The following is a 19,087-nucleotide window of genomic DNA, read 5'->3' on the forward strand; positions in this document are numbered from 1 at the left end:
TTTAAACGTATTCCCCGGCCCGTACTGGTGTCCGGGGGTGCGTCGCAAAGCTTCGTGCCCCGTTGGCATAAAAATCTCGACATCGGCATAGAAGCCCTCGTCCGTGGATAGCTGCACCAGGGTGTCACGAAGTTTCTCAAATTCTTCAGCCGTGCCGTTGAGTACCTCCCTGCAGTCGACCGCACGCGGACGCAACGCGTTGCGCCGCCAGGTCGTGCACCAAGCCGCGTTGAGCTCGTCCACGCCGGGTAACGCATCAAGCGGTTCCGTCGCAATATTTTCTACCATCGCAGATTCCACGGTCAGCCGCCATTTTTTTGGCATTCCTTCCACGCGGAGAACCGCAAAAACCTGTTCTTGCATGAGCACCGTTTCACAACTCAACGCCGATATGCGTATCAGCGTAAGACGGGTTTCGCCTTCCCCAACGACCCCGTGTGATGCTGCTCGATACCGCGATTTTTATGCATCACACGCCCCATGCTCAACTCTCAATAACTGGTTTATCCCCCAGCACACAGCCCCATTTGTTCAACATAAAGTTAAGGTTGAACCATGCGCCACACGGCATCGTTAGCCTGTGCCCAGGACTCTTTAGCCCACGGACCAAAGGGACGATCCGTTAATGCGATCATCGCCACACCGGATCCAGGAACCAGCCACAGATACGTCCCCGACTGACCAAAGTGCCCCACCGTAGTCGCCGGCATCTGACCCCCCGTCCAATGCGGGTCCTTCGTTCCTTTAATCTCAAACCCCAGCCCCCACGGACACGGTTTATACATGCCATACCCCGGAACAATGCCATTGAGCTCCGGGAATTGAACACTAAAGGCCTCGGAAAGGGTCTCGGGGGCCAGCAATCGGGGATTAAGAAGCTCACGGGCAAAAGAGACGAGGTCTGATACCGACGACCTCCCCTCGTGCCCGGCAGACCCCCACAGCTGCGTTGAGTGCATACCTAAGGGCTGAAAAACGACTTCGTCGAGGTAGCCCGCGAACGACATTCCGGCTTCCTCTTCCACAGCCTGAGCCAAAAGCTCAAAACCATAAGACGAATAGATACGACGGCTCCCCACCGGCTTCACCGGATCACCAGCCTTAAAACCCACACCGGACGCATGCGCCAGCATATGGCGCACCGTCGCCCCCTCGGGTCCCAGCTCTTGATCCAGGTCAAAGACCCCCTCTTCCACAGCGATAAGGAACCCATAGGCAGCCAGCAGCTTTGTCACGCTGGCCAGCTCAAACATGCGATCGCAGTCCCCTGCTGTAACCAGGCGATCCCCCGAAATCGCCGCACTCGCAACGTTATCCATCGGCCATGTGGCTACCAGCTGTTCTAGTTCCATACGCCCTATCCTAAGTCGAAGTCGCCCTCGATTTTTTGCTTTGAGCCTCGGCCGCGAATAAACCCACGGCGCTCGCTACGCCGCACCAGAGCAGCCACCTGGGCAGCAGTCATATTAACCGGTGCCCACTCAGAATTTCGGAACAAAACCCATCCGCGCCAATACGCCACGATTGCCAGACCGGCGCCCAAGATCGGAGAAACCACCATCCCCAACGCATAAAAACCAAAGTTGCTAAAGGTCACCATGCTTATCGACGCCACCAAAGCCGGCACCGCATACAGCGGGCCACCACCGAAAATCCCCGGCACCTGCCCCGTACAGATGTCCCTAATCATTCCGCCACCCACAGCCGTCAGAACACCCATGAAAACCGCACTGCTAAGCGGCATATCAAAATTAAGAGCCTTGACCGCACCAGTAACCGACCACACCCCTAGGACGATTGCATCACCATTAGCCTTGAAAATTTCCCAAGCCTGCCCCTTGAAATTAATCACTAAAGCCAGCAGCGCCCCTGCGATGGCCAATAGCAGATAACGCGAGTCCGCGATGGCTGCGGCTGTTCCCCGCTGCATGAGGACGTCGCGAAGCATGCCGCCGCCGAGGGCAGAAAATAGCGCTAGAAAGACAAAACCAACAGCATCATAGTCGCGCTGGCGAGCAATCGTGCCGCCGATAATCCCGTTGAGCACGACACCGATCAGGTCAAACGTGGCGTACATCGTCAAGATGTGGGGGTCAACCGTATTCACTCGGACAATCATAACGAGCGCAAGCATCAGTAAGAAAAGCGAAGCAGGCAGGCAAACACTAATGAAAACTGCTTTGGCGCCAGCTCACCTCATCTGCGCTTTGGACACATGGGCCTTAAACATGGGCATAACAAAAACAGGTCAGACATTGAATAAATCAATATCTGACCTGCAATTTTGTGGGGCCACGGGGGCTCGAACCCCGGACCAACGGATTATGAGTCCGTAGCTCTAACCGACTGAGCTATAGCCCCAACCGGCCGCGTCTTTCTTGGCCGCGACCATTATAAGCGGATGATGCATAGAAAAGTCGAATCGGCCCCCGCCCCAATCAGCACCCACAAAACTCTGGCACACCATCGACGTCTATTTAAGACTTTTAGCACCTCCCCTAACGGGCATCTACCTGGCGATTTGTCCCAATCTTTAAACCCCTATATAGTCTTTTCATGTCGCAAGGGAGACCTTGAGGATAGATAATCCTCCATAGCTCAATTGGCAGAGCATTCGACTGTTAATCGAAGGGTTACTGGTTCGAGTCCAGTTGGAGGAGCAAGATAAGCCGGATGGAGTAGCTAAGAAGCTACTCCATCCGGCTTTTTGCCGTCAGTCTCACCTCATTGTCGTTTTTGAGAACGCTAGGCCCGGCATGCCCAGCAAAACCCCAGGTCGTCATTTCTAGCGTTCTCAAAAACGACATCTTCCCATCCCCAGCGTTCCCCACGGAGATAGTTGGCGTTTACTCTCAGAGTTCTTAGGTAGGGTGGACACCAAGCATTACAGGTGATCAGTGTTCGCACTAAGACGAAGTGAGTAGGAAGAAAATCAATGATCCAATTTGTGGTTGGCGCTGCTGCCGGATACGTCTTTGGCACAAAAGCCGGTCGTAGGCGTTATGAGCAAATCAAAAAGGGTTACCAAGCGGCAGTTTCCTCGCCCGTGACCCAAAAAGCCGTGGAGGTAACCCGCAAGGCCATCGCAAATAAGCTAGACCCGCAACCTCGTATGAAGGAAGTAAAGAACTTAAAGCAAGCAGACGGATCAACCGTCCTGGAGCCGGATCGCGACTAACCACCTCACTCATAGAAGTTTAGCCTATCCTTGATATAGACTGCGGTACTTGAAGCCCGCTCATAATCGAAACCGAAAGGTTAAAAGCCCTATGACTCGCAACTTCCGACGTTCCCTCACCGCAGCAGCCGGCGTCTTGGTGCTTGGCACTGCTCTTGCCGCCTGCTCGCCTCGCCACCAAACGAGAACGATTCAGCGAAGAAAGTCGACACGGCAACGTCAGCGGCTGCCCCGAAGTCGCACGCTCACGATCCCTCCACGGAAAGCGCTGCAGCATCTACGTCTGCTCAAGCTACCGGCTCCGACAAGGAAGCCACTATCGTGGCTTCTGCTACCCAGAGCCTCGTCGAGGGACAAGAGATCACCCTCAATGTCAGTGGACTTAATCCGCAATCCGGCTATTATGCCGCCATCTGCAGCACAGCCACCCCTCACGGCGCCCCTGCCCCACTGTGCACCGGACAGCACTCCGATACAACCGCACAGGCATGGATTAAATCCGGCGGAATGGGCACGACCCCGCTGAATGCAGACGGAACAGCCACCGTGACTCTCCACGCAGCTTCTACTGGCCAAGGCGTAGATTGCAAGACAGATAAATGCGTGTTGAAGGTCTTTGGCGACCACACTGAGGGATTCCGCGACGTGGCCGAGGTTCCCGTCACGTTTGCTTCCTAAATCCTCCTGGTAAAAACCACGACAGAGGCGTCGTTAAGCGCTTACGTCGTGGTTTTTCTTTTATTGGAAGACCCGTCTGAGCAACTCGCGACGCGACTGTTCTAAAGCCACCAGTTCAGCGAACATCGAGTTATACGCCACCTCATCGTCGCTGGGGCGCATCCGCTGGAGCTTCCCTTTCAGCAAGGCGATCTGGTTTCCTACGCGTTGCTCTTGCAGCCTGGAAAGAGTCTTGTCTATGTGCGTGAGTAAACCGTTTTCCACTTCTTCTTCGGTTTCTATGTGAACCGGTTCCACGGCCAGCTCCGACACCAGCGATTTCCCTACGAGGTCATGAACGCGATCGGATACCGCAGCAAGCCACGCTGGCCCCTCATCTGTGTGCGCACATCCACCGGCTTGAGCAATAGCGGAATTGAGCGCCGCATACGCCTCATTGCTAAACGCATCATCTGGGAGGTCGTCAAAGTGCTGACCGGCCACCTGCGGATACTGAAGTGCCAGTTTCAAGGCTTCTCGCTGTGGCCATAGCCGCGGGTCTTTACGGTCTGGCAGCACCATGAGTGTGGTGGCTACACCCGCAGCCAGATCGTTGTTCGCATCAAATCGGGTGGCACGCTTTGGCTTCGGGGCATTCCTTGGGCGACGTTCTGCAACACGCACCTGCTGGATAACCTCGTTGGGGTCGGGCCAACCTACCCAACCAGAGAGCAAGCGAGCATATTCGGTTTTGAGCGCCTGGTCTTTAATGTCCGCGACAATAGGCACTGCGCGCCTTAAGGCTTGGAGCCGCCCTTCAACGGAGTCGAGGGAGTATCCGGCGATGAGCGTCCGAATAATGAACTCGAACATGGGGACTCGCTGCGCAACCAGGTCACGGACGGCAGCATCACCTTTGCTCAGGCGCAGATCGCACGGGTCCATGCCATCAGGGGCCACCGCCACATAGGACTGACCCGTGAACTTCTGATCGCCCTCAAACGCCCTCATAGCGGCCTTCTGCCCGGCTTCATCGCCGTCAAAGGTGTAGATGAGGGAGCCAGCAAAGTAGGAGTCGTCAAGCATGTAGCGCCGCAAGATTTGGAGATGTTCCTCGCCAAAGGCTGTACCACATGCGGCGACAGCCGTAGTGATGCCAGCCGCGTGCATGGCCATAACATCGGTATAGCCTTCCACCACCACGGCTTGGTGATTCTGCGCGATGTCTTTCTTAGCGTTATCCAAGCCGAAAAGAACCTTGGATTTTTTATACAGCAAGGTTTCGGGGGTGTTCATGTATTTGCCCAGCTTGTCGTCGTCGAAAAGCTTGCGCGCCCCGAACCCAATGACGTCGCCAGAAACACTCTTGATCGGCCATAGCAAACGACGATGGAACCTATCGATTGGCCCACGCCGCCCCATTGTGGATAACCCCGCGGCTTCAAGCTCCTTAAAATCAAAGCCCTTGCGCAGCAAATGTTTTGTAAGGATGTCCCAGCCATCGGGCGCATATCCGCATTCAAACGCATAAATATGCTGCTGCGAAAACCCTCGGTCCAGCAGGAACTGACGCGCAGTAGCGGCTTCAGGGGTCTCTAATTGCTCCCGATAAAAGGCATGAGCCGCCTTATTCGCCTCAATGAGACGACGGCGTGTTCCTGGCTCCTCCCGGCGCGCACCGGTGGTTCCGCCTTGATAGTTGATCTGATAGTGGATCTTCTCTGCACAGGCTTCTACGGCCTCGGGGAAAGTGAGGTGCTCCATCTCCATGAGAAAGCTAAAAACATCGCCTCCCTTGCCGGTGGAAAAGCAGTGGAAGTACCCATGGTTGGGGCGGACGTGGAACGACGGAGTTTTCTCCTCCTTAAAGGGGGACAGACCTTTCAAGGAATCCGCTCCGGCTGGCTTGAGCTGTACGTATTCCCCCACGATCCCCTCGATGGGTGTGCGCTCCCTGATCGCCTGAATATCACTGTCCGGTATCCGTCCCTTTGCCATAGGCACTACATTAGCGGTCTATCCAAACGGGAAACCATCTGAGCAGCACAATGCCCAGCTCGAAAAAGAATTTCGTAGCTGGGCAGAGCTGAGCACAGGTGCTATAAGGCTGACGACGCGCAGACGACGTGCAGCCGGAATATCCCACGCAGAGTATTCCGGTGGGTTATCCCTCCGGCTTATTCCACGGTCACTGACTTGGCCAGGTTTCGCGGCTGATCCACGTCAAATCCCTTTGCTGCGGCAACTGCACAAGCAAAAATCTGCAGCGGCACCGTGGCTAGCAGCGGCTGCATCAACGTCGGCGACTGAGGGACGCGGATAATGTGGTTGGCGTAGGCCTCCACGGCGTTATCACCTTCCTCGGCGATAACAATTGTGATTGCGCCGCGTGCGCGAATCTCCTGGATATTAGACACGATCTTCGCGTGCAGGGAGTCGCGTCCCCGTGGGGAAGGAACAACCACAAAAACGGGCTGACCTTCCTCGATAAGCGCGATAGGCCCATGTTTGAGCTCGCCGGCAGCGAATCCCTCTGCATGAAGGTATGCGAGTTCCTTCAGCTTGAGCGCGCCTTCCAAAGCTACGGGGAAGCCCACATGACGGCCAAGGAAGAGCACCGACTTCACGTCTTTCAGGTCTTGTGCCAAGGCTTTAACGTCGTCTTCCTTCTTCAGCACCTCCTCGACCTTCTCTGGGATTGCACGCAGCTCAGCCACCACTGCGTTAACTTCATCCGCAAACATGTTGCCCCGCAGCTGCGCTAGGTACAGCCCTAGGAGGTAGGTAGCGGTGATCTGAGCGAGGAAGGCCTTTGTGGAAGCCACTGCTATTTCGGGGCCCGCGTGGGTGTACAGCGAGGCATCCGATTCCCGAGGGATGGATGAGCCGTGGGTGTTACAGATGGCGATAACCTTGGCTCCTTGTTCCCGCGCGTGACGTACGGCCATGAGCGTATCCATTGTCTCGCCAGACTGGGATAGGGCCACAACCAGTGTCTTTTCGTTGACAATCGGGTCCCGGTAGCGGAATTCATGAGCCAATTCCACCTCGGTAGGAATGCGGCACCAATGCTCGATTGCGTAGCGTGCCACGTGTCCCGCGTATGCGGCGGAGCCACAAGCGATAACGATAATCTTGTCTACGCTGCGCAACAGCGACTCCTCGATGCGCACTTCGTCGAGGGTGAGCTTGCCGTTTTCGTCGAAACGCCCCATGAGGGTATTGCGGATAGCTGCCGGCTGCTCGTGAATCTCTTTCTCCATGAAGAACTGGTAGCCGCCTTTTTCCGCTGCGGCCGCGTCCCACTCCACGGTAAACGGCTTGCCCTCTGCTGGGGTGCCGTTGAAGTCAGTGATCGCGTAGGAGTTCGGCGTGATGGTTACGATCTGATCGTTGTCCATCTCCACGGCGTTCTTGGTGTAGTCGATGAAACCGGAGACATCCGACCCCAAGAAATTCTCGCCTTCGCCCAGTCCGATGACCAGTGGCGAGTTACGACGCGCAGCCACAATGCGATCAGGGCTATCAGCGTGGATAGCCAAAAGCGTGAACGCGCCTTCCAAGCGTGTGCAGGTCAGCTGCATCGCCCGGGTTAGGTCGCCCTGTGCTTCTCCTGCCAGGATGCTTCCTAGCAGAGCCGCGGCTACCTCGGTGTCCGTATCGGAAACAAAGTTGTGGCCTTGCGCTACGAGCTCCCTTTTCAACTCAGCGAAATTCTCGATGATGCCATTGTGAACCATTGCCAACCGACCGTTGTCCACCACGTGCGGGTGCGCGTTCGCGTCTGTTGGACCGCCGTGGGTCGCCCAACGAGTGTGTCCAATACCGAGCACAGAATCAGGCATTGGGCTCTTGTCCAGTTCCTGTTCCAGGGCCGTGACCTTGCCCGCTTTCTTGCGGAAATTGATCTCCCCGTTTGCAAGGACCGCTACTCCCGCAGAATCGTACCCACGATATTCGAGCCGCCGCATCCCTTCAAGAACCACTTCAAGAGCATAATATTCACGCCCAGACGCACTGGGAGTGCCAACAAATCCTACGATTCCACACATGCGCCTCATGCTACCGCATCGTCGCTGGTAGCGACGTTTGCACTGTTCACAACAATTTTTCCCAGCTCTCTACGCTGATAACGCAAAAGCGCATAAAAGCTTGCCGACGCCTCCCGCAATCCCACCCAGCAACATGACAGAATAAGTCCATGCCTGCTTCTTCACCGTCCCCTAAAAAAGCTCTCCCCACCGCGATCGCAGGGGTGCTCATCGCGATTGTTGCGGGGGCGCTGGGATTAAATTTGTCCTCGCACGATTCCTCCGTGGGGAAAACTGACAGTAGTCACGCTCCAGCCTCCACGTCTGCTGTGGCGGCTTCTCAGACTCAAAAGCACACAGCTGCCCCTGCTAAAACCGCCTCTGCTCAAAGCACTGCCGCGCCGACCTCCGGTCTGCGCTCTTGTACTGTGGACTCACTGCCCAAGGAAGCCGAGAAGACCATCAACACGATTCTTGCGGGTGGGCCTTTCCCCCACCCAGATAACGACGGCGTGAGGTTTGGCAATTATGAGGGCATCCTCCCCCACCAATCCCGTAATTATTACCGCGAATACACAGTGGACACACCTGGGTTACGTCACCGTGGCGAGCGCCGCGTTATCACCGGCGGTGGTTCCCAACGCGACCCAGACACGTGGTACTACACCGACGATCACTACGAAAGCTTCTGTGAGATCCCTGATGCCGAATAACCACAACACCATTCGTGTTCATAACGTTCACTGCCGGAAGGCACTCTACGAGCAGGCTGCATCACAGCTGTACACGCCTGATCGTAAGCCGCCTCGCACTATCGACGCGTTTGTGGATATGCTGCGCGAATTCCACGTCACCCGAATCCACTGCGCTGGATGGCACATACCGGCCCATGAGGCGGCCTCGCTCCTCGCAGCTTTGACTTCTGAGCGCGTTACCTTGGCCATCACCCTGGAGGACTAGCCAAAAAATCCTGCAAGATCAGCAGATTGTTTAGCCACCCGCTCCAATCTGGACTCGGTCATCGAAGCAATCTGATCAATAATCACACGCTGTTGCTCGGCTGGGGTATTGGCTTCCTCCCACCAGGTCCGGAACATAGGGTCCAAGGCTCCGCACCCACCAGCGGTTAAATACTCAAACACCCGATAGATGCGCTCGCGTTGCCGGTCTTGCCGACTCACATGCGTGGGGGTATCCATCACGTATAAAACAGCGATTGTTTTAAGCAGGGTCACCTCCGCCATGACATCGGCGGGTATCACGATTCTCCCGGTGCCGCGTCCTAAGGGCTGTTGCTCGGTATTGCCGCTACGGGATGCTTCAATGACTGCTCCGATATAGCGTCCCACCAGCTCCGAGGTCATGGACTTGAGCGTGGTAAAGCTCTTGAGCGTGCCGGTGAAATCCGCAGCGGCAGCGACGACGGGGAGATCGCGCAGGCGGTCGGCGGCGTCGATAAGCGCAGCGGGGTCACCGCCAAATGCGCGCGCGCCTTTTTCCGCAAGCTCAGCCAGTTCCACAAAGTCCCACAGCACGCTGAGGTTGACGCGCCCGGAGACGATCCCGTCTTCCACGTCATGCACCGAATAAGCTATGTCATCGGAAAAATCCATGGCTTGTGCCTCCGCGGGAGGGGCCTGGTCGCTGTGTCCCTGCCTGATCCAATGAAGGATCTCACGGTCTTCGTCGTAGCATCCGTATTTCCGATTAACGCTGCCGTCAGGGTTGGTTTTTGTGCGCGGATATTTGCATGCTGCATCCAAAGACGCACGAGTGAGGTTTAAGCCGAAAGACTCTCCGTGGGGAGACAAAATTTTGGGTTCAAGCTTGGTCAGAATTCTCAGCGTCTGGGCGTTTCCCTCAAACCCACCGCACTCCGTGGCTATCTCATTAAGCGCTGTCTCTCCGTTATGCCCATAGGGCGGGTGCCCGATGTCATGGGTAAGCCCCGCCATCTCGCAGAGATCGGGGTTAAGCCCCAGACCAGCCCCTATCCCCCGCGCGATCTGAGCGACCTCCAAAGAGTGGGTCAGGCGAGTGCGCGGAGTATCCCCATCACGCGGCCCCACCACCTGGGTTTTATCCGCCAGGCGACGCAGCGCAGCCGAATGCAGCACCCGTGCGCGGTCTCGGGCAAACGGCCCGCGCTCATCGTCGTGGTGCAGCATCTGGCTTTTCTTGCCAGGCTCTACGCACCGACGAGCAACGTCCTCCAGCGAATACTCATACATCTTTATGTCTTTTCCTCAGGGCTTAAAGCGGATAGTTGCTTTATCGCTTCCGCGTTTCTTTTAAAAATCGAATCCTGGCGCGTCTCGACGGCCGTGCTTTGGCCTGGAGGTCTCGCAATCTAGTCTCCACTTCAACTGCTGCAGAACGACCACACACCGCAGACACTGTTACCACAAACAGCCCTCCGGTTTCATGAAGAACGGTAAGCCACCACGGTTTAGAAGGAAAGCGGGTGGGACTGTAGGGAGTCGGCGATGCGACCGCCTTCATCCCCTGCAACCGAGCAATAAGTTCAGATCGCAACGCATGGTTGGGGTCTGTCACGATGATCACGGGTTCTTTGACAGCTCCCTGAACGGCTTTGAGGGAACTCCAGGTGTCATTACCGTGGGAAATTTCGACCACAAGGTCTGAATCGACGTGGGCCTTTAACAGATACTCTCGCCCGACGTGAGCTTCTGTAAAACGGTCGCCGGGTAGATTCCCACCCACCGTAATCACCTTTTGTACTCGCGCTGTCTGCCATTGCTCTGCTGCCCACTGCAAGCGAGCCGCAAATTGCCGTGATGGCACACCATCATATTGTGCTGTCCCGAGAACCACGATTGAGCCAAAGCGCCCCCGCTTATTCTTTGGGCGAATCTGACCACGGATCACCATCACAACCGACGGCAACGCCGCTACGCCAAGAAGAAATCCCGCCGAACACAACGCATTTTTCCGCGAATGAGGAAACCGAAGATGCTGTGTCTTGCTGTCACCATTGATGCGGTGCAGGAAACGCTTTCCCGGAAGTCTGGTTTTCATAGGACCTAGTCTGCCAAAAACCTTGGGATGACCAACAGATCCACGCCAAAAAATAAAAATATGTGCCTACCACTAGGCCTTTCCATGTCTCTCCTCGTATCCCCACCTCGTGGGTTTCCGCACTCGCAGACCACGCTGCTCAGAACACGCTGTGAGCTAAGACGACTAAACTAGCTCCCATGCACACGCGCGTGAAAACCACATGGGTTCCATCAGTCCGACGTTCCGCTGCTACCGTCTGCGGCAGCGCTCTACTTTTAACGCCACTACTGGGAATAGCACCGCTAGCGTTCATTCCGCCGCTAGCAACCGCGGAACACGTCCACGTGCAGGCTGAAGCGCCGCAAAAATATACCAAACCGGTCACAGATGCCACGGGAACGCTGACAAAGGCGCAGATCGAAGAAATTTCTACCGCTATCTCCGAATTCCAAAAAGCCCATCGCAGGCAGATTAGGGTCGTCTTTGTCCATACCTTTGATGGCTTAACACCTGAAGCCTGGACTAAAAAAGCAGTGGAGTCCAACGGCGGAGCAAACGTCGCTGTCTATGCGTTGGCCCTCGATAGCCACGAGTTTGGCATCGATGCTGGAGCGCAGTGGCCAGACTCGCTCGACAATATGTATAACGCTGTCTACGACAAGCTTCAGCAACAAGATTGGGCGGGCTCCGCGCTGGCGCTTGTAGCCAACGCAGACAATACATCCAGCGCAAGTCCTGCCGGTGGATCCTCTGCATCTACACAGGCCGATGGGCAATCAGCGGCGTGGCTGGGCGCCGGAGCAGTGGGCATTGCCGGCGTGGGAGGCGGACTCTGGGTGTGGTCACGGCGTAAACGCAAGGCTGACGACCAAGCGGTGCTCGAACAAGGACGCGCCATCGAACCAGGGGATGCCACTAGCCTGGCTCAGCTTCCCACCCCGGCTCTTGAGACGCTTGCGCAAGAAGAGCTGGTAAGCACCGATGAGTCGATCCAAAGGGGCAAAGAGGAACTCAGCATTGCGGTGGCTGAATTCAGCGCAGAGCGCACGAGAAGCTTTAACCGCGCCATGAATGAGTCCACCACCACGCTGCAACGTGCTTTCCAGCTCAAGCACCAGCTAGACACTACGTCTTCCATGGATCAGCTCGAACGGCGCTCCCTTTTGATCGAGATCATCTCTAGCTGCGGCACCGCCGATGCCGCTCTTGATGCCGAGGCAGCTAACTTTGCAGAGCTGCGCAACCTCTTGGTCAACGCTCCCCAACAGATCCTTAAGCTCACGCAATCAACCGTTGATGTGAGTGCCCGCATCCCCGTCGCAGAGCAGACCCTGAGCGAGCTAAAAGCGAAGTATTCCCCCACGATGATCGCTTCGATCGAGCACAACGCCGAGATGGCTAAAGTCAGCGTCGCCGAGGCAGAACGATGCCTGGATACCGCAGGTGAGATACAAAACCGCCCCGCCGGCGAACAAAGCGGCATGGCGGATGCAATCCGAGGCGCCGAAAATGCCCTCACTAATGCTGAGAAGTTGATCGTCGCAATCGAACACGCAGAGTCCACCATCATGACCGCCCAAACTGGGATCCCCGCGCTGATCGCAGAAATCGACGCTGAGATCGCTGAAGCCACCCAGCTGCGCGAACAAGGAATGCAGCAGGGCACCCAATTAGACTGGGATTCTTTGGACAACGCCGTGACACATGCGCGTGAAGCAGTGCGTCAAGCGCAATCTCAAGGCACCGTTGATCCCCTTGGTACGTGGTCCGCGCTCACCGATGCAGACACCCATCTTGATGACCAGCTTGATATTGTCCGCAAGACCACGACAGATCATGCACGGCAACTACAGCTGTTTAATCAGCAGTTCAGTGCGGCTTCTGCAAGTGTTCAGGCCGCGCAAGACTTCATTAGCACCCGCGGCCGAGTAATCGGCGCAGAAGCCCGCACAAAGCTTGCCGACGCCCAACGGCTCATCGCGCTCGCGCAGCAAGCACAGGGACAGGATCTTCGCACAGCCACGACCCATGCCCGACAGGCTGGCGCCTCTGCGAGGGCCTCTCTAGACAAAGCTCAACGCGACGTAGACCGCTACCAGCAGCGCAACAACAACAGCTCGGGAGGCACCGGCGCTCTCGTCGCAGGAATGGTGCTTAATGAGATTCTTTCCAACGGACGCCGAGGCGGCTTCGGCGGCGGTTTCGGAGGTTTTAGTGGCGGAGGTGGTGGTTTCTCCGGCGGAGGCTTCCGTGGAGGTTCCTTCTAAGCAGGCTACGTCTAAGGCCCACTCGTGATTTTTATCACGGGTGGGCCTTAGCTTCGCACCTCGTGTGGGGCGTCGATAAGCCTGCACGCGTAACTTAAAAAGGCAAGGCTTTCAGTAGGGATGGGCTGTTCCAAGACAATCTGGCCTGTCCCGGTACGCGAAAAAGCGAGTGTCCCGATCACCTCGCCCGCGCGGACTATCTGCCGATGAGTCCGCAGCACTGACGATCGCTCAAGGTGATATAACGATTCGCCGCAGCGTGCTTTTAGCCGATGCACGTTCAGTCCTGAGGTTGTAAGCATGTGCCTTTGGCCAGATGACGACTCCCCGCGCACCACTATCCCCGTGGGGAATGTTCGCTCTATGCTCACCCGAATCTGGGAATGCGCAAGTACCCACGCGATCTTTGCATATATGCGCAAGCGCCTCCCCGGTGTCGTCGAAAAGAACGTCGTTCTTCCATAACGCTGTGTACATGGGGAGGCGCTTTTAGCTGATTAGAGAAGCGCGAGTATGACCACTGGAATCAGCAGGATCAGGAAAGCAATAAGCATCAAGGTAAAGCTGCTTAACTTTGACTCCAGAACCGTCCGAGTGACGAGGGAGAGAAAGGCTTTCTGATCGTTGCTCAGGGCGTTGTCTGGCTCGAACTCGGTGTAGCTCTTCCGGACACCGTTATTGCCCCCAGAGAACTGCCCTAGCTTGGTCTCCTCTGGATCTGCGTCTACATAAACCCAGTCGTTTTTATCCTCATTGATCGCACGCATTTTACGACCAGCAACATCAATATCGATGGCCTTGGCGCGGCCGAAGCCTTTCGGTGAGGCATCCGCCACAAAGGCGCTCCCGTCAGGCAACTGAGCTGTGATCTGCTGCTTGGATCGACTCACGACCCAGTCCACACCGCGGACGTTCACATGCTCAGAATCACAGTGGTCTGCGGGGAAGGTGGCTAGAGTGTTATTGGCGTCGTCGAGAAGCTCTACGGTGCCTTTAGCCCGGTTTCCCCAAGCTGTGTAATCCATTGAACTCAATCCTTTAAGCGGTAGTGAACTGGGAATCTAAGAGATGAGGCTAGCAGCCCAGCAGACGAGCTGCGAGGTAGGACTCAAGCTGATCGAGTGCTACCCGCTCTTGAGACATCGTGTCACGCTCACGGACGGTCACCGCATTGTCCTCAAGAGTGTCAAAATCGACGGTAACGCAGAACGGGGTACCGATCTCGTCCTGACGGCGGTAGCGGCGTCCGATCGCCCCGGACGTGTCATAATCAACATTCCAGAACTTACGCAGCTTGGCGGCAACTTCTTCTGCCACAGGCGTTAGCGTGTCTTTCTTGGACAGCGGAAGAACCGCTACCTTCACCGGAGACAGACGAGGATCCAGCTTGAGCACTACGCGCTTATCGACGCCACCCTTAGCGTTGGGAGCCTCATCCTCGCAATACGCATCCACCAAGAAAGCCATCAAAGCACGGGTTAGGCCAAAGGACGGCTCGATAACCCATGGAACATAGCGCTCGCCGGTAGCTTGGTCGAAGTAGCTTAGGTCCTCGCCAGACTCCTTGATGTGGCAGCCGAGATCGTAATCTGTGCGGTTTGCCACACCCATGAGCTCGCCCCAAGGGTTGCCCTGGAAGCCAAACTTATACTCCATGTCGATGGTGCCCTTGGAGTAGTGCGCACGCTCTTCTTCCGGCACGTCAAACTGGCACATATTCTCCGGGTTAATGCCCAGGTCCACAAACCAATTCCAACAAGCGTCAACCCACTCACGGAACTTCTCGTCTGCTTGATCCTCTGGGACGAAATACTCGATCTCCATCTGCTCAAACTCACGAGTACGGAAGATGAAGTTGCCCGGGGTGATCTCGTTACGGAAGGACTTGCCCACCTGCGCGATGCCGAATGGCGGCTTCATGCGCGCGGTAGTCATCACATTCTTGAAGTTAACAAAGATGCCCTGTGCGGTCTCAGGGCGCAGGTAGTGCAACCCCTGCTCGTTGTCCACAGGCCCCAGGAAGGTCTTCATCAAACCAGAGAACATTTGCGGCTCAGTCCAGTTGCCTGGCTGTCCGGTCTCAGGATCCGGTACGTCTGCCAGACCATTCTCCGGCGCATGTCCATGCTTTGCCTCATAGGCCTCAAGCAAGTGGTCTGCGCGGTAGCGCTTGTGAGTGTGCAGAGACTCCACTAGAGGGTCAGTAAAGGTTGCAACGTGTCCAGATGCATTCCATACCTGACGCGGAAGAATGATGGATGAGTCTAGGCCGACCACATCCGCACGCCCCTGAACAAAGGTGCGCCACCATTGCTTCTTAATGTTCTCCTTGAGCTCTGTGCCCAACGGACCGTAGTCCCATGCAGATCGCGTTCCACCGTAAATCTCACCACAGGGGTAGACGAGTCCACGTCGCTTACACAGATTGACGACGGTGTCGATGACATTGTTCTGAGCCACGAGGTTGAACAACTCCTTTAAATAGATCCTAAGCACAATGGCTTTGTACCCAGTACGGCTAGCCGGCATGGCTTATCGACGCTTAAAAGTATCGATACTCCACTAGTAAACCCCGAAAAAAACTCTCTATGCAACACCGTAGCCTCCCCCGCTCCCGCAATACGGTTTGCAGAGAAACGGCGGGCTGCAAATCTGCGTCTCTTTTTTAAGTTTCCGCCAGTCCAGCCTATTTAATTCATATTGTTTCCTTCTAATTTAGCACCTCCCCATGCAGCAAAAAATCGATTTGGTCAATCAACTGCACTACCCAATTAGGGTGAAGCAATTTAGGTTGGAAAAACAATGTGGCATAGTTGAACCATAGGTCGCATAACTGCTACATAGGTTTTTTCTGAGGTTTCGTTCATTGCAATCCCCTCAAGATGAAACGAAAAAATCAGAATTGGAACATTAGGAAGGTTAGGCGGAAATGGACAGTAGCCCGCGCCTTTCCACTTTCATGGCTTCGTCGTCGGATCAGATCAACGCGCAGACTCACCGCGCCATTGGCGTAGGTCAACCGTTCGATCCATCCCTCGACTACGTGGGAGTGGCATCGTTGTTTGGGTCATTTGATTCACCTCTTCGTCTCCAGATTCTTGGACTCTTGGCGGAGCGCGATCATTTTGTATTCGAACTTGTGGATGCACTTAAGTGCAGTCAGCCCTTGATCAGTCAACACTTACGGGTGTTGAAGAAATCAGGGTTGATTACTAGCGAGCGCCGTGGTCGTCAGATCATCTATCGCTTGCTTCAGCCAGAAGCCATGCTCATTGTGGAAAAAACGCTTAGGCTCTTTGAAAAAATAGCCATTGATAAGCAGTCGGCGTAGGGAGCCGACACCCAAGACCAGTCTAAGGTCCTTCTTTAAGGGCCCTAGACTGGCCTTTTTCATTAGCGGACGGAATGGGAAAGATCCTCCATATGGACTATATTGTCATTAGGAGGAAAAATTCACAGCTTATTGACAACGCTAGTGCAGTCAACAGGCATGACCAGTCCTTAATATGTGCCTCTGGCTGTCCTCCCACACTGCCACACCACCCGCGGGTGCATGCCCAAAGCATTCCGCTTTTCGCTCTCGGCGTTTGCCGAGAAAGGAAGACAAGACATGAATCGCACTATCGACCGAAATGTGCCAAAGCTAGGGGTACGTAGTACTCGCCAGCGGACCGCCGTTGTGAGCGTCCTCAAAGACCTTGACTACTTTGCTTCGGCCAAGGCCATCCACCAAGAACTGACAAAGCGAGACCTCAAAGTTGGTCTCACCACTGTCTACCGCACGCTCCAATCGCTTTCAGACATTGAAGCTGTCGACGTTCTCCATATGTCCAATGGCGAGACCTTATACCGCCATTGCCTCAGCAACGACCACCACCATCACCTGGTGTGTGCGCATTGCGGCAAAACCGTAGAAATCGACGGCGGCCCCGTGGAGAAATGGGCCAAGGAAGTTGCGGCCACTCACGGATTTGAGCTCACCGGACATGACGCAGAAATCTACGGGCTCTGCCAGAAATGCAAGCTCAGCGCATAATACGACAAGGGGCGGCATAACCTGCCGCCCCCTTTTGTAGCGTTTTAGCCTAAGGCCACCCCGAAAAGCTTTCCTAATGCATAGGTAACAGCTGCTGCGATAAAGCCAACAGCTAGTTGCCTCAAAGCCCGCTTCAACGGCGGCTTTCCAGACAGAATCCCTGTGATACCACCGGTTGCCATCAGGGCAATCCCCACGAGTACCAAGGCGATTATGCCCGCTGCAGCGCTGGATAATCCAAAGAAAAATGGGACAATCGGCACCAAGGCGCCTGCCCCAAAGCACAGGAAACTCGATACCGCTGCAGACCATGCCCCATTGTTGGAGAGGTCTTTCGAGTCATGCAGCTCACCAAAATATTTTTCTGGCACGCTTCCTGCGTTCCCTTGGGATTCGAGCACCCGGAATACTTCGGCAGCCTTATTTTCCGCTTCTTCATGGTTCATGCCACGCGCTCTATAAACGAGAGCTAATTCGTTGGCGTCCACGTCGAGCTGCGGGATAACGGATTTGGTGCTGGGATGCGGCGAGGAGGCGTCGAGAAGCTCGTTTTGGCTCTTTACTGAAATGTATTCGCCGGCGCCCATCGACAAAGCACCAGACAAGAGACCAGATATTCCAGTAAGCAGCACGATATGTGAGCTCACCCCTGAAGCCATCACACCGAGAACGAGCGCCAGGTTAGAGACAAGGCCGTCGTTGGCACCAAAAATTGCGGCGCGGAAATTTCCGCTCATCTGCTCCCGGCCACGTGCTGCCAAACCACGCACAATCTCAGCGTGAATAGCCTCATCGGCTTTCATCTGCGCCGTGGCGTCCTCGTCGTCAGCGTAGGGGCTCCGCTGCTCTGCAGATTGCATCAACGCAAGCGTGAATACCGAACCAAAATGCTCCGCAAGAAAGGCCAAAGTCCGTGTCGAGCGATCTGGACGCTGCGGCATGCCGACGTCATCGCCCAACAAATCACGCCAATGCTGCTCATGGCGTGCCTCTGCTTCAGCGATAGAAAGAAGAATCTCTCGTTCCTCGCCGTCTTTTCGCTTGGCGAGTTCCCGATACACGGCTGCTTCGGCGCGCTCATTGGCCAAATATTGGCGCCATTTTCTCAGCTGCTTAGCCGTAGGCTGCGTGGAGTCGATTGTCACTTGGTTCCTCCAAACCGACGGTCCCTGCGGGCATATTCCTCCACAGCACAATACAGGTCATGCGCCGTGTAGTCCGGGAATAACTTATTTTGATAAATCATCTCGGCATAAGCCGACTGCCAAAGCAGGAAATTCGAGGTGCGTTTTTCTCCGGAGGGTCGCAAGAAAAGATCGACGTCGGGCATATCTGGCTCGTCGAGAAACTGCGAAAACGACGCTTCCGTGATGTCTTGCGGACGCAACTCCCCGTGGGCAGCGAGCCGCGCAATCTCCCTAGCTGCATCCACGATTTCCGCACGACCACCATAATTAACGCACATCACGAGTGTCATATTTGTGTTGTTCTTGGTCAGCTCTTCTGCCGATTCCAGCTCTTTGATCACGCTGCGCCACAGACGCGGACGACGCCCCGCCCATCGGATCCGCACCCCAAGCTCATGCAACCGTTCTTTTTGTCGCTGCAGCACATCCCGGTTAAATCCCATGAGGAAGCGAACTTCATCTGTGGATCGACGCCAATTCTCTGTAGAAAATGCGTACGCCGATAAGTAGGGCACCCCCATGGTAAGGCAGGCCTCAACCATCTCCAGCAAGACGGCCTCACCCCGCTTATGCCCCTCAGTTCGTTTCAAACCCCGCTCAGTGGCCCAGCGCCCATTGCCATCCATGACAAGGGCAATGTGACGAGGAAGAAATTCCGCAGGAATATTTGGCGGCGCAGGTAGCTGATTCACGGCCTATATTCTGCCATC

18 protein-coding genes, 2 tRNA genes and 2 pseudogenes are annotated in these 19,087 nt (G+C 55.5%); 9 read left to right on the plus strand and 13 right to left on the minus strand.

The features are described 5' to 3' along the window. Position 1: 1 nt before the first annotated feature. The 4 genes and pseudogenes from CBE74_RS21040 to CBE74_RS21055 all read right to left on the minus strand — a co-directional run bounded on the left by CBE74_RS21040 (position 2) and on the right by CBE74_RS21055 (position 2,361). Positions 2 to 363, minus strand: a pseudogene (locus tag CBE74_RS21040) (hypothetical protein). 179 nt (positions 364 to 542) lie between these two features. Beyond that, positions 543 to 1,352, minus strand: a complete 810-nt coding sequence (locus CBE74_RS21045; RefSeq protein WP_087454335.1) for a serine hydrolase domain-containing protein — start codon at positions 1,350 to 1,352, stop codon at positions 543 to 545. 5 nt (positions 1,353 to 1,357) lie between these two features. Continuing rightward, complete coding sequence (locus CBE74_RS21050) at positions 1,358 to 2,119, minus strand: trimeric intracellular cation channel family protein (RefSeq protein ID WP_087454920.1); 762 nt, start codon at positions 2,117 to 2,119, stop codon at positions 1,358 to 1,360. Between the two features lie 168 nt (positions 2,120 to 2,287). Next, positions 2,288 to 2,361, minus strand: a tRNA-Ile gene (locus CBE74_RS21055). Positions 2,362 to 2,587: 226 nt separating this feature from the next. Here CBE74_RS21055 and CBE74_RS21060 point away from each other — a divergent pair. From CBE74_RS21060 to CBE74_RS21070, 3 genes and pseudogenes are all read left to right on the plus strand, one after another. Next, positions 2,588 to 2,660 (plus strand) — tRNA-Asn (locus CBE74_RS21060). Between the two features lie 275 nt (positions 2,661 to 2,935). Then, on the plus strand, positions 2,936 to 3,178 hold the full coding sequence (locus tag CBE74_RS21065; RefSeq protein ID WP_013911960.1) for a hypothetical protein: 243 nt from the start codon (positions 2,936 to 2,938) through the stop codon (positions 3,176 to 3,178). A gap of 91 nt (positions 3,179 to 3,269) precedes the next feature. Then, a pseudogene (locus CBE74_RS21070) lies at positions 3,270 to 3,856 on the plus strand (thiamine biosynthesis protein). 60 nt (positions 3,857 to 3,916) lie between these two features. Here the strand turns inward: CBE74_RS21070 and dnaG are convergent. Together dnaG and glmS are read right to left on the minus strand one after the other, a co-directional pair. Then, the gene (gene dnaG / locus CBE74_RS21075) at positions 3,917 to 5,833 is read right to left on the minus strand and encodes a DNA primase (protein ID WP_167552598.1); all 1,917 of its coding nucleotides are present in this window, start codon (positions 5,831 to 5,833) and stop codon (positions 3,917 to 3,919) included. A gap of 179 nt (positions 5,834 to 6,012) precedes the next feature. Further along, the gene (gene glmS, locus CBE74_RS21080) at positions 6,013 to 7,887 is read right to left on the minus strand and encodes a glutamine--fructose-6-phosphate transaminase (isomerizing) (protein ID WP_087454337.1); all 1,875 of its coding nucleotides are present in this window, start codon (positions 7,885 to 7,887) and stop codon (positions 6,013 to 6,015) included. 149 nt (positions 7,888 to 8,036) lie between these two features. Here glmS and CBE74_RS21085 point away from each other — a divergent pair, with 149 nt between their 5' ends. After that, positions 8,037 to 8,579 (plus strand): guanyl-specific ribonuclease, encoded by a 543-nt coding sequence (locus tag CBE74_RS21085; protein ID WP_087454338.1) that lies wholly within the window; start codon positions 8,037 to 8,039, stop codon positions 8,577 to 8,579. Next, positions 8,569 to 8,826: a hypothetical protein gene (locus CBE74_RS21090; RefSeq protein ID WP_087454339.1), complete on the plus strand. Its 258-nt coding sequence runs from the start codon at positions 8,569 to 8,571 to the stop codon at positions 8,824 to 8,826. Before CBE74_RS21085 ends, CBE74_RS21090 begins: the two co-directional genes overlap by 11 nt. On the opposite strand, the gene CBE74_RS21095 is transcribed toward CBE74_RS21090, so the two are convergent. Continuing rightward, a complete protein-coding gene (locus CBE74_RS21095; protein WP_087454340.1) occupies positions 8,823 to 10,097 on the minus strand; it encodes a deoxyguanosinetriphosphate triphosphohydrolase in 1,275 nt (424 codons plus the stop codon). The genes CBE74_RS21090 and CBE74_RS21095 overlap by 4 nt on opposite strands. A gap of 40 nt (positions 10,098 to 10,137) precedes the next feature. Beyond that, positions 10,138 to 10,905 (minus strand): YdcF family protein, encoded by a 768-nt coding sequence (locus CBE74_RS21100; protein ID WP_087454341.1) that lies wholly within the window; start codon positions 10,903 to 10,905, stop codon positions 10,138 to 10,140. A 179-nt stretch (positions 10,906 to 11,084) separates the two neighbouring features. Between CBE74_RS21100 and CBE74_RS21105 the strand changes: the two genes are divergently transcribed. Next, positions 11,085 to 13,154, plus strand: a complete 2,070-nt coding sequence (locus CBE74_RS21105) for a TPM domain-containing protein (RefSeq protein WP_087454342.1) — start codon at positions 11,085 to 11,087, stop codon at positions 13,152 to 13,154. A 47-nt stretch (positions 13,155 to 13,201) separates the two neighbouring features. Here CBE74_RS21105 and CBE74_RS21110 read toward each other — a convergent pair whose 3' ends face one another. Then, on the minus strand, positions 13,202 to 13,456 hold the full coding sequence (locus CBE74_RS21110; RefSeq protein WP_225870051.1) for a hypothetical protein: 255 nt from the start codon (positions 13,454 to 13,456) through the stop codon (positions 13,202 to 13,204). On the opposite strand from CBE74_RS21110, the gene CBE74_RS21115 reads away from it, so the two are divergent. Then, complete coding sequence (locus CBE74_RS21115) at positions 13,455 to 13,619, plus strand: hypothetical protein (protein ID WP_225870050.1); 165 nt, start codon at positions 13,455 to 13,457, stop codon at positions 13,617 to 13,619. The two genes, CBE74_RS21110 and CBE74_RS21115, sit on opposite strands and share 2 nt — an antisense overlap. A 32-nt stretch (positions 13,620 to 13,651) precedes the next feature. On the opposite strand, the gene CBE74_RS21120 is transcribed toward CBE74_RS21115, so the two are convergent. Together CBE74_RS21120 and CBE74_RS21125 are read right to left on the minus strand one after the other, a co-directional pair. Then, positions 13,652 to 14,179, minus strand: a complete 528-nt coding sequence (locus tag CBE74_RS21120) for a hypothetical protein (RefSeq protein ID WP_087454343.1) — start codon at positions 14,177 to 14,179, stop codon at positions 13,652 to 13,654. Positions 14,180 to 14,228: 49 nt separating this feature from the next. Further along, the gene (locus tag CBE74_RS21125) at positions 14,229 to 15,614 is read right to left on the minus strand and encodes a glycine--tRNA ligase (RefSeq protein ID WP_087454344.1); all 1,386 of its coding nucleotides are present in this window, start codon (positions 15,612 to 15,614) and stop codon (positions 14,229 to 14,231) included. A 469-nt stretch (positions 15,615 to 16,083) separates the two neighbouring features. Here CBE74_RS21125 and CBE74_RS21130 point away from each other — a divergent pair, with 469 nt between their 5' ends. Further along, positions 16,084 to 16,485 carry an ArsR/SmtB family transcription factor gene (locus tag CBE74_RS21130; RefSeq protein WP_087454345.1) on the plus strand — a complete coding sequence of 134 codons (402 nt, stop codon included), beginning with the start codon at positions 16,084 to 16,086 and terminating at the stop codon, positions 16,483 to 16,485. 279 nt (positions 16,486 to 16,764) lie between these two features. Continuing rightward, entirely contained in the window at positions 16,765 to 17,190 is a 426-nt protein-coding gene (locus CBE74_RS21135; protein WP_087454346.1) for a Fur family transcriptional regulator, read from the plus strand. Between the two features lie 44 nt (positions 17,191 to 17,234). Here the strand turns inward: CBE74_RS21135 and CBE74_RS21140 are convergent, their stop codons facing one another. Beyond that, on the minus strand, positions 17,235 to 18,335 hold the full coding sequence (locus CBE74_RS21140) for a VIT1/CCC1 transporter family protein (protein ID WP_087454347.1): 1,101 nt from the start codon (positions 18,333 to 18,335) through the stop codon (positions 17,235 to 17,237). Next, a complete protein-coding gene (locus CBE74_RS21145; protein ID WP_225870412.1) occupies positions 18,332 to 19,003 on the minus strand; it encodes an isoprenyl transferase in 672 nt (223 codons plus the stop codon). The genes CBE74_RS21140 and CBE74_RS21145 overlap by 4 nt, the downstream gene beginning before the upstream one ends. Between the last annotated feature and the right edge of the window lie 84 nt (positions 19,004 to 19,087).

This window comes from Corynebacterium silvaticum (genome assembly GCF_002162115.2).
GTDB lineage: Bacteria > Actinomycetota > Actinomycetes > Mycobacteriales > Mycobacteriaceae > Corynebacterium > Corynebacterium silvaticum.